Origin of the sequence: Dokdonella fugitiva (genome assembly GCF_014138265.1) — a bacterium.
Lineage (GTDB): Bacteria > Pseudomonadota > Gammaproteobacteria > Xanthomonadales > Rhodanobacteraceae > Dokdonella_A > Dokdonella_A fugitiva_A.
The window spans coordinates 309,640-317,571 of the sequence record NZ_JACGXL010000007.1; the positions used below are offsets into that span (position 1 = coordinate 309,640).

The 7,932-nt window shown below is 69.8% G+C and carries 9 protein-coding genes; 7 read left to right on the forward strand and 2 right to left on the reverse strand.

Annotation, left to right across the window (positions count from 1 at the left end):
- Positions 1 to 61: 61 nt before the first annotated feature.
- The 4 genes from FHW12_RS19460 (at position 62) to FHW12_RS19475 (ending at position 4,483) form a co-directional block, all read left to right on the forward strand.
- The gene (locus tag FHW12_RS19460) at positions 62 to 433 is read left to right on the forward strand and encodes a BlaI/MecI/CopY family transcriptional regulator (protein WP_182532722.1); all 372 of its coding nucleotides are present in this window, start codon (positions 62 to 64) and stop codon (positions 431 to 433) included.
- Positions 423 to 1,997 (forward strand): TonB family protein, encoded by a 1,575-nt coding sequence (locus FHW12_RS21685; protein WP_182532723.1) that lies wholly within the window; start codon positions 423 to 425, stop codon positions 1,995 to 1,997. Before FHW12_RS19460 ends, FHW12_RS21685 begins: the two co-directional genes overlap by 11 nt.
- A 115-nt stretch (positions 1,998 to 2,112) precedes the next feature.
- Entirely contained in the window at positions 2,113 to 3,126 is a 1,014-nt protein-coding gene (gap, locus tag FHW12_RS19470) for a type I glyceraldehyde-3-phosphate dehydrogenase (protein WP_182532724.1), read from the forward strand.
- A gap of 205 nt (positions 3,127 to 3,331) precedes the next feature.
- Positions 3,332 to 4,483 carry an AAA family ATPase gene (locus tag FHW12_RS19475; protein WP_182532725.1) on the forward strand — a complete coding sequence of 384 codons (1,152 nt, stop codon included), beginning with the start codon at positions 3,332 to 3,334 and terminating at the stop codon, positions 4,481 to 4,483.
- 205 nt (positions 4,484 to 4,688) lie between these two features.
- Here the strand turns inward: FHW12_RS19475 and FHW12_RS19480 are convergent, their stop codons facing one another.
- Both FHW12_RS19480 and FHW12_RS19485 read right to left on the reverse strand, forming a co-directional pair.
- Positions 4,689 to 5,255 (reverse strand): GNAT family N-acetyltransferase, encoded by a 567-nt coding sequence (locus FHW12_RS19480; protein ID WP_182532726.1) that lies wholly within the window; start codon positions 5,253 to 5,255, stop codon positions 4,689 to 4,691.
- Between the two features lie 10 nt (positions 5,256 to 5,265).
- Positions 5,266 to 6,105 carry a universal stress protein gene (locus FHW12_RS19485; protein WP_182532727.1) on the reverse strand — a complete coding sequence of 280 codons (840 nt, stop codon included), beginning with the start codon at positions 6,103 to 6,105 and terminating at the stop codon, positions 5,266 to 5,268.
- A 111-nt stretch (positions 6,106 to 6,216) separates the two neighbouring features.
- On the opposite strand from FHW12_RS19485, the gene FHW12_RS19490 reads away from it, so the two are divergent.
- From FHW12_RS19490 to FHW12_RS19500, 3 genes are all read left to right on the forward strand, one after another.
- On the forward strand, positions 6,217 to 6,645 hold the full coding sequence (locus FHW12_RS19490; RefSeq protein WP_259393154.1) for a hypothetical protein: 429 nt from the start codon (positions 6,217 to 6,219) through the stop codon (positions 6,643 to 6,645).
- Between the two features lie 76 nt (positions 6,646 to 6,721).
- The gene (gene trhA, locus FHW12_RS19495; RefSeq protein WP_182532728.1) at positions 6,722 to 7,375 is read left to right on the forward strand and encodes a PAQR family membrane homeostasis protein TrhA; all 654 of its coding nucleotides are present in this window, start codon (positions 6,722 to 6,724) and stop codon (positions 7,373 to 7,375) included.
- On the forward strand, positions 7,372 to 7,782 hold the full coding sequence (locus tag FHW12_RS19500) for a GFA family protein (RefSeq protein ID WP_182532729.1): 411 nt from the start codon (positions 7,372 to 7,374) through the stop codon (positions 7,780 to 7,782). Before trhA ends, FHW12_RS19500 begins: the two co-directional genes overlap by 4 nt.
- The last annotated feature ends 150 nt before the right edge of the window (positions 7,783 to 7,932 follow it).

Here is a 7,932-nt window from a genome sequence, read left to right on the forward strand (position 1 = left end):
TGCGTTTGACATCTGCGATTACATGTGTAATTACTATCGCACGTTTACGGATGTAATCGCCATGCGCATCAGTGAAGCCGAAAGCATCGTCATGGAAGCGCTCTGGCGCCACGAAGGCGCGCAGAGCGCCGAGGACATCGTCGCCGCGACCGCCGCCGCGCAGGGCTGGCAGGAGGCGACGGTCAAGACCCTGCTCAACCGCCTGTTGAAGAAGCGCGCGATCGCGGCCGAGCGCGACGGGCGTCGCTACCTCTACCGCGCGTTGCTCAAGCGCGCCGACTACGTGCACGTCGAGAGCAAGAGCCTGCTCGATCGCCTCTACGGCGGGCGCATCGCCCCGCTGGTCGCGCACTTCTCCGAACGCAGCAAGCTCAGCAAGAAGGACATTGCCGAGATCCGCGCGCTGATCGAGGAGATCGAACGTGGCCGTTGACGCGTGGCAGATCGCATCGCACCTCGTGCTCGTCGCGACGCTCGCCTGCCTCGGCGTGCTCGCCGTGCGCGGACTGCTGCGCCGGCGCTTCGGCGCGCGCGCCGCGTACGCGTGCTGGCTCGCGGTGCCGTGTGCGATGGCCTCCGCACTCCTGCCCGCGCCGGTCGCATCGCCCGTGCGCGCACTGCTGCCGCTGCAGCGCATCGTCGGCGATGCGGCACCGGTGATGGTCGCGCCGTTCGATGCGCGGCCATGGCTCGCCGCGGCGTGGCTGCTCGGCGCGCTCGCCACCGCGGCGGTGTTCGTGTCGCAGCAGCGACGCTACGTGCGCAGCCTCGGCCGGTTGCGTCGCCTCGGTCGCCATGTCGTGCGCTCGCCGTCGAACGCGGGCGGACCCGCACTCGTCGGCGCGTGGCGACCGCGCATCGTCGTGCCGGCGGATTTCAACGCGCGCTACGGCGCGCGCGAGCGCGCGCTCATCCTCGCGCATGAACGCGTGCATCTCGCGCGTGGCGATGCGCTCGCCAACGCCGCGATCGCCGTCCTGCGCTGCTTCGCCTGGTTCGACCCGGTCATCCATTGGGCCGCCGCGCGGTTCCGCCACGACCAGGAACTCGCCTGCGACGCCGTGGTGATCGAACGCTTTCCGGAAGCGCGTGCGGCCTACGCCGACGCGATGCTGAAGACGCAGCTGGCGGAGCAGGCGCGGCAGGAGCTGCGCCTGCCCGCCGGCTGTCGTTGGCCGTCCAGACATCCCTTCACGGAGAGAATCCTCATGCTCGGACAAGTACGCCCCTCGCGCGCGCGTCGTGCCGTTGGACTCACCCTCGTCGCCGCATTCGGCCTGGCCGGCGCATTCGCGACCTGGGCCGCGCAGGCACCGCGCCCGACACGCACGGCACACGTCGCCGGCACGCAGGTCGACGCGCGGCTCGACGTCGCCGTCGAAGGGGAGACGCTGTCGCAACTGCGGCTCGTCGGTGCGCTCGGCCAATCGTTCGCGGTCGACTCGAGCGATGCAGCCCATCCGTGGCACGCCGAGTTCGTCGCCGACAGCGTCCGCGGCGGGATCGAACTCGCGGCGACCATCACGCGCGACGGCGCCGTCGTCGCGCAACCGGTCATCGTCGTCGCCGAAGGCGAGCCCGGCAGCATCCAGGTCGGGCGGCGCGGCGAGCCCGGCTATTTCCGGCTCGACGCGACGCTGTTCCTGCGCGCGCCGGGCTGGCGCGCCGACGGCGACGCGACGGCGGGCGACGCGGCCGCGGATCGCGCAGCGAGCGAGGACATCAGCTACCGCGTGAACTATCCGCCGGCGTATCCGCCGGCGGCGATCGCCGCGCGCCAGTCGGGTCACGTCGACCTGCGGGTCGCGGTGGATGCGCAGGGACATCCGCGTTCGGCCGACGTCGCGCGGGCCGATCCGCCTGAAGCCGCCACCGCGTTCGGCGATGCCTCGGTCGCAGCCGTGATGAAGTGGAGTTTCAACCCGGCCCTTGAACACGGCCGGGCAGTGGCCGGCGAAGTCATGGTGCCGATCGACTTCCGCCTGGACGACGACTGACCGGGATTTCCCGGCACGGCCTGCCGCAATGGCTCCTTCGGAAGCGGCCCTGTGCGACCCCGCGCAGGGCCGGTAAAATGCGCGCCCCGCATCCGCCCATCCGAGGAGTCGATCCATGGCAGTCAAGGTCGCGATCAATGGCTATGGCCGCATCGGCCGCAACGTGCTTCGCGCGCTGTACGAGTCCAAGCGCACGAACGAAATCCAGATCGTCGCGGTCAACGACCTCGGCAACGCGGAGACCAACGCGCACCTGACCCAGTACGACACCGCGCACGGCAAGTTCCCGGGCGACGTCGGCGTCGAGGGCGGCGATCTCGTCGTCAACGGCGACCGCATCAAGGTCTGCGCCGAACGCGATCCCTCCAAGCTGCCGTGGAAGGATCTCGGCGTCGACATCGTGCTCGAGTGCACGGGCCTGTTCACGAGCAAGGCGAAGGCGGGCGCGCACCTCGCCGCCGGCGCGAAGAAGGTGATCATCTCGGCGCCGGGCGACAAGGACGTGGACGGCACGTTCGTCTACGGCGTCAACCACGACGGTCTCAAGGCGAGCCACGAGGTCATCTCGAACGCGTCGTGCACGACCAACTGCCTCGCGCCGCTCGCGAAGGTGCTGCACGAGAAGATCGGCATCGTGCACGGCCTCATGACGACGATCCACGCCTACACGAACGACCAGGTGCTGACCGACGTCTACCACTCGGACCTGCGCCGCGCGCGTTCGGCGACGCATTCGCAGATCCCGACCAAGACCGGCGCCGCGGCCGCGGTGGGCCTGGTGCTGCCGGAACTCAACGGCAAGCTGACCGGCTTCTCGATGCGCGTGCCGACGATCAACGTGTCGGTGGTGGACCTGTCCTTCGTCGCCGCGCGCGCGACCACGAAGGAAGAGATCGATGCCGCGATCAGCGAAGCCGCCAACGGCGCGCTGAAGGGCGTGCTCGGCGTCAACGCGAAGCCGCTCGTGTCGATCGACTTCAACCACAACCCGCACAGCTCGATCTACGACAGCACGTTGACCCAGGTGATGGGTGGCACGCTGGTGAAGGTGCTGTCGTGGTACGACAACGAATGGGGCTTCTCGAACCGCATGCTCGACATGACGGTCGCGTTCGCGAACGCGAAGTAAGAACGTCTTCCGCACGGTACGCGTGGGGCGGTACGCGCGCAGCGCGTGCCGCCGCCGCAGCGCACGTTGCGGGCGCAATTGCGGCGGGCCTCGCGCTTCGCGCTCGACCCGCCCTGCGATGCACGAAGCCCCGGTTCGCCGGGGCTTTGCTTTTCGCGCTTTCGCCACGACGGAATGATGCGTCGCGCCCGCTACACTGTGGCGCATGCTGCACACGTTCGCCGTCTCCAACTACCGCTCGCTGCGCGACCTCACGCTCGCGCTGACGCCGCTCACGGTCGTCACCGGCGCGAACGGTTGCGGCAAGTCGAACCTCTACCGCGCGCTGCGCCTGCTCGCGCAGGCCGCCGACGGTCGCCTCGCCGAAGCGCTCGCGCTCGAGGGTGGTATCCCGTCGGTGCAGTGGGCCGGACCGCACGACATCCGCCAGCAGGCCAAACGCGGCGGGCCGATCCAGGGCACGGCGAAGAAGGCGCCGCTGCGCGTGACGTTCGGCTTCGCCGCGGACGACGTCGCCTACGAAATCGCGCTCGGCCTGCCGACGCCGTCGCTGTCGCGCTTCGCGTTCGATTCGGAGATCAAGCACGAAGTGGTCTGGCAGCAACCGCCGCGCCGTCCGTCCAACACGTGGCTCGAACGCGATGGTTTCGACGTGCGCGCACGCGGCGCCGACGGCAAGTGGGTGCGTCTCGCGTTCGCGCCCGCGCGCAACCAGTCGCTGCTCGCCGAACTCGGCGAACCCGAGCGCTTCCCCGAGTTGTTCGCGTTGCGCGAACGGTTGCGCGCGTGGCGCTTCTACGACGGCTTCCGCACCGACGTCGAAAGCCCGCTGCGCCAACCGCGCGTGAGCGTGCAGACCGGCGCGCTCGCGCACGATGGGCGTGACCTCGCCGCGGCGTTGCAGACGATCCTCGAGATCGGCGACGGGCCGGCGCTGCAGGCGGCGATCGAAGATGCGTTCCCGGGTTCGTCGCTCGAGATCCTCGACGCGGGTGATGCGCGCCTGCAGGTCGGCCTGCGCGTCGAAGGCCTGCTGCGCCCGCTCTCCGCGGCGGAACTGTCAGACGGCACCTTGCGTTACCTGTGCCTGCTCGCTGCGCTCATGAGTCCGCGGCCGCCTGAACTGCTCGTGCTCAACGAGCCCGAGCAGAGCCTGCATCCGGACCTGCTGCACCCGCTCGCGCGCCAGGTCGTCGCGGCGGCGAAACGCAGCCAGGTCTGGCTGATCAGCCACGCGCGCGCCCTCGTCGACGCGATCGAGGATGCCGGCGGCACGCCGTCGATCGAACTCGCGCGCGACTACGGCGAGACGCGCGTCGTCGGACAAGGCCTGCTCGACGCGCCTGCATGGCCGTAAGGTGGGACCCAGCCGCGCAGCGGCGAGTCCCACCGCGACCTCTTCCGCCGCAACCTTGCGACGACCCGTGGCGCACGGTGGGACTCGCGGTCACGCGCCTCGCAAGCACGCGCGGTTTCGCGCCGCTGCGTCCCACCCTACCGACTGCTCGACGCGCCCGCGTGGCCGTAGGGCGGGCCCCCGGCCCGCCGCGAGGCGTTCCGCTTCATGCGGGGTTGCGTCGCCACTCGCGCCGCAGCAGGCCGTACAGCGCCGTATCCTGCACGCCGCCGCCGACGCGCCAGCGTTCGCGCAGATAGCCTTCGCGAACGAAGCCCGCGCGCTCGACGAGGCGGCACGAGGCGGTGTTGTCGGGATCGATGTCGGCCTCGATGCGTTCGAGACCGAGGCTGTCGAACGCGTGGCCGAGCGCGAGCTGCAGCATCGCGCCAGCGAGCCCGCGGCCCCATAGCGACGGCCGCAGCGCGTAGCTGATCACGCCGCGCTTGTGTTCACGGTCGACGCCGAACAGCGAACACGTGCCGACGAGTACGTCGTCGCCGGGCAGGGTCGCGACCCACGGGTAGAATTCGCGCAGGTTCCGGTCGCGCTGCATGCGCTCGATGTGCTCGACCGCCTGCGCGCGTTCGGTCCAAGCGGGGAAGCTCCAGTAACGCATCACCTGTGCGTCCGAATGCAGCGCGAACAGGCCGTCGGCGTCGCGCGGCGCGAGCGCGCGCAGGCGTACGCGCGCGTCGGCGAGGTGCGGGATCGGCGTTTCGGTCGCGTCCATGCGCCTTCGCTCAGTGCGCGACGAGCAGCGGCAGGTCGCTGTGCTGGAACAGGTGGCGCGTGGTGCCGCCGAGCACGAGCTCGGTGATGCGCGAGTGCCCCCACGCGCCCATCACGACGAGGTCCGCGTCCATCGCGTGCGCTGCATCGAGCAGGGCTGCACCGCAGTCCTTGCGCGCAGGGAACGCGCTGTAGCCGGCCGCGATGCCGTGGCGGGCGAGCCACGGACGCAGCTCGAGCCGCGGCAGGAAGCGCAGGCCGAGCGGATTGTCGACCGGTTCGCCCTCGAACACCTGCACGTGCTCGGCACGTGCGAGCAGCGGCAGCGCGCCGCGGATCGCGAGTGCAGCCTCGCGGCTCTGGTTCCAGGCGACCGCGATGCGCCGGCCGACGCCGTCGCCGCGCACGCGCTCGGGCACGACGACGATCGGCGACGACGCACCGAATACGGTGCGCGAGACGAGGCCCCAGCCGGTCGGCGCGTCCGGATTGAGCTGCGGCCGTTCGACCACGACGAGGTCGCTCCAGCGCGAGGCCTGGCACAGCGACTCGACCACGTCGCCCTGGCTCGCGCTCCAGCTGCCGTTGAGACCGCGCGCATCGAGCGCCGCCTGCCAGAACGGCGCGCGCGTCAAGGCATCGCGATACGCGCCTTCCGCCTCGTTGACGTACAGCGCGACCGCTTCGGGCGAAGCGAACGCGACCGGCGAGAGCGGCACGACGTGCAGGCCCGTCGCGAACGCATGCAGCCGCTGCGCGAGTGCGAGGCCGATCGCGCCAGCACTCCCGAGTACGTCGGTGCGACGCAGGTGGACGAGGATGTCGAAGGGACACGCGACGGGTTCGGCCATGGCACGCTCCGGTAACGCGATGGCGATAGCTTACGGCGTTGCGCGCGCGCCTGCGCAGGCTGCGCGCGCGGCGGTATGCTTCCAGACAGCATCCTGCAACCAGGAGAACCCATGATGCGTACGACCTTCCTTCTCGGCGCGCTGCTCGTCGTCGCGGCGCCGGCGCACGCGCGCAAGGATCTCGACTGCGAGATGCGCTTCTCGCTCGCCGGCTGGTCCGCGTTTTACAAGACCGCGTCGGGCGAGGGCACGGTTACCTGCAGCGACGGCGCGAAACTGAGCGTCGTCATCGAGGCGAAAGGCGGCGGCCTCACGTTCGGCAAGTCGGAAATCCACGACGGTCGCGGCCGTTTCACCGAGGTCTACGATATCGAAGACGTGCTCGGTGCCTACGCGAGCGCGGGCGCGCATGCGGGTGCGGCGAAATCGGCCGAGGCGCAGGTGCTGACCAAGGGGCCGGTCTCGCTCGCGCTGTCGGGCAAGGGCAGCGGCTGGGATCTCGGCATCGCGTTCGGCAAGTTCACGCTCCGCCGCCGTTGACGCGGCGGTTGGCGCCGGCCGTACGATGCGGTACGGTGCGCATGTTGCGGTGCGCCATGCGCCGCGGGAGTGCGCGATGACGACAACGGTGGCACCGCGCTACAGCGGCAGCGAGGAAATCGCCTCGAGCCTCATCCACGGCATCGGCATCGTGCTCAGCATCGCCGGCCTCGCCGCGCTCGTCGCGTTCGCCGCGCGCGACGGCGAGCCGCGCCACGTTGCCAGCGTGAGCGTGTACGGCGCGAGCCTGATCCTGCTCTACACCGCATCGACGCTCTACCACGGCATCCCGTCGCCGCGTGCGAAGCCGGTGCTCCGCACGCTCGACCACGCGGCGATCTTCCTGCTCATCGCCGGCACCTACACGCCGTTCACGCTGATCAGCCTGAAAGGCGCGTGGGGCTGGTCATTGTTCGCGATCGTCTGGGTGCTCGCGTTCGCGGGCATCGGCCTCGAGCTCGCCGGCGTGAAGAACCGCAAGCTCATGGCTGCGTTGTACGTTTGCCTCGGCTGGATCGGCCTGATCGCGATCAAGCCGCTGCTCGCGAGCATCGAGACGGGCGGCCTGTGGCTGCTGTTCGGCGGCGGCGCCGCCTACACGCTCGGCGTGCCGTTCTACCTGAGCCGGCGCCTGCCCTACAGCCACGCGACGTGGCACCTGTTCGTGCTGCTCGGCAGCGTGCTGCAGTTCTTCGCGGTGCTGTTCTACGTGCTGCCGCGCGCGGCATGAGCGCCGCGCTGCGCACGCACCGCGGCGGCTGCCATTGCGGCCGCGTTCGTTTCGAGGTGGATGCGCCCGCGGTGATCGCCGCGCTCGACTGCAACTGCACGATCTGCCGCATGAGCGGCTACCTGCACCTGATCGTGCCTGCGACGCGTTTCCGCCTGCTCGCGGGCGCCGACGCGCTCAGCGAGTACACGTTCAACACGGGTGTCGCGAAGCATCGCTTCTGCTCGCACTGCGGCATCAAGAGCTTCTACGTGCCGCGCTCGAACCCCGGCGGTTTCGACGTCAACGTGCGCTGCCTCGACCCGGCGTCGATCGAACGCATCGACGTCGGCGTGTTCGACGACGCGCGCCGCGACGAGAGCGAGGCGGCGATCGCGCATTTGTCGATTGAAGAGCTTAAAGATTGAAACACGAAGGACACGAAGAGAAGCAGGTGCAGATGAAATGCGGCGAGGGACAGGTTGGACTACCCCTGATTTTTCGGACACCAGAAAGCGAGGACAATCCTCGCACGGAGGTGTTCGATGGAGAAGCGTCAGCGATTCACCGCGGAGTTC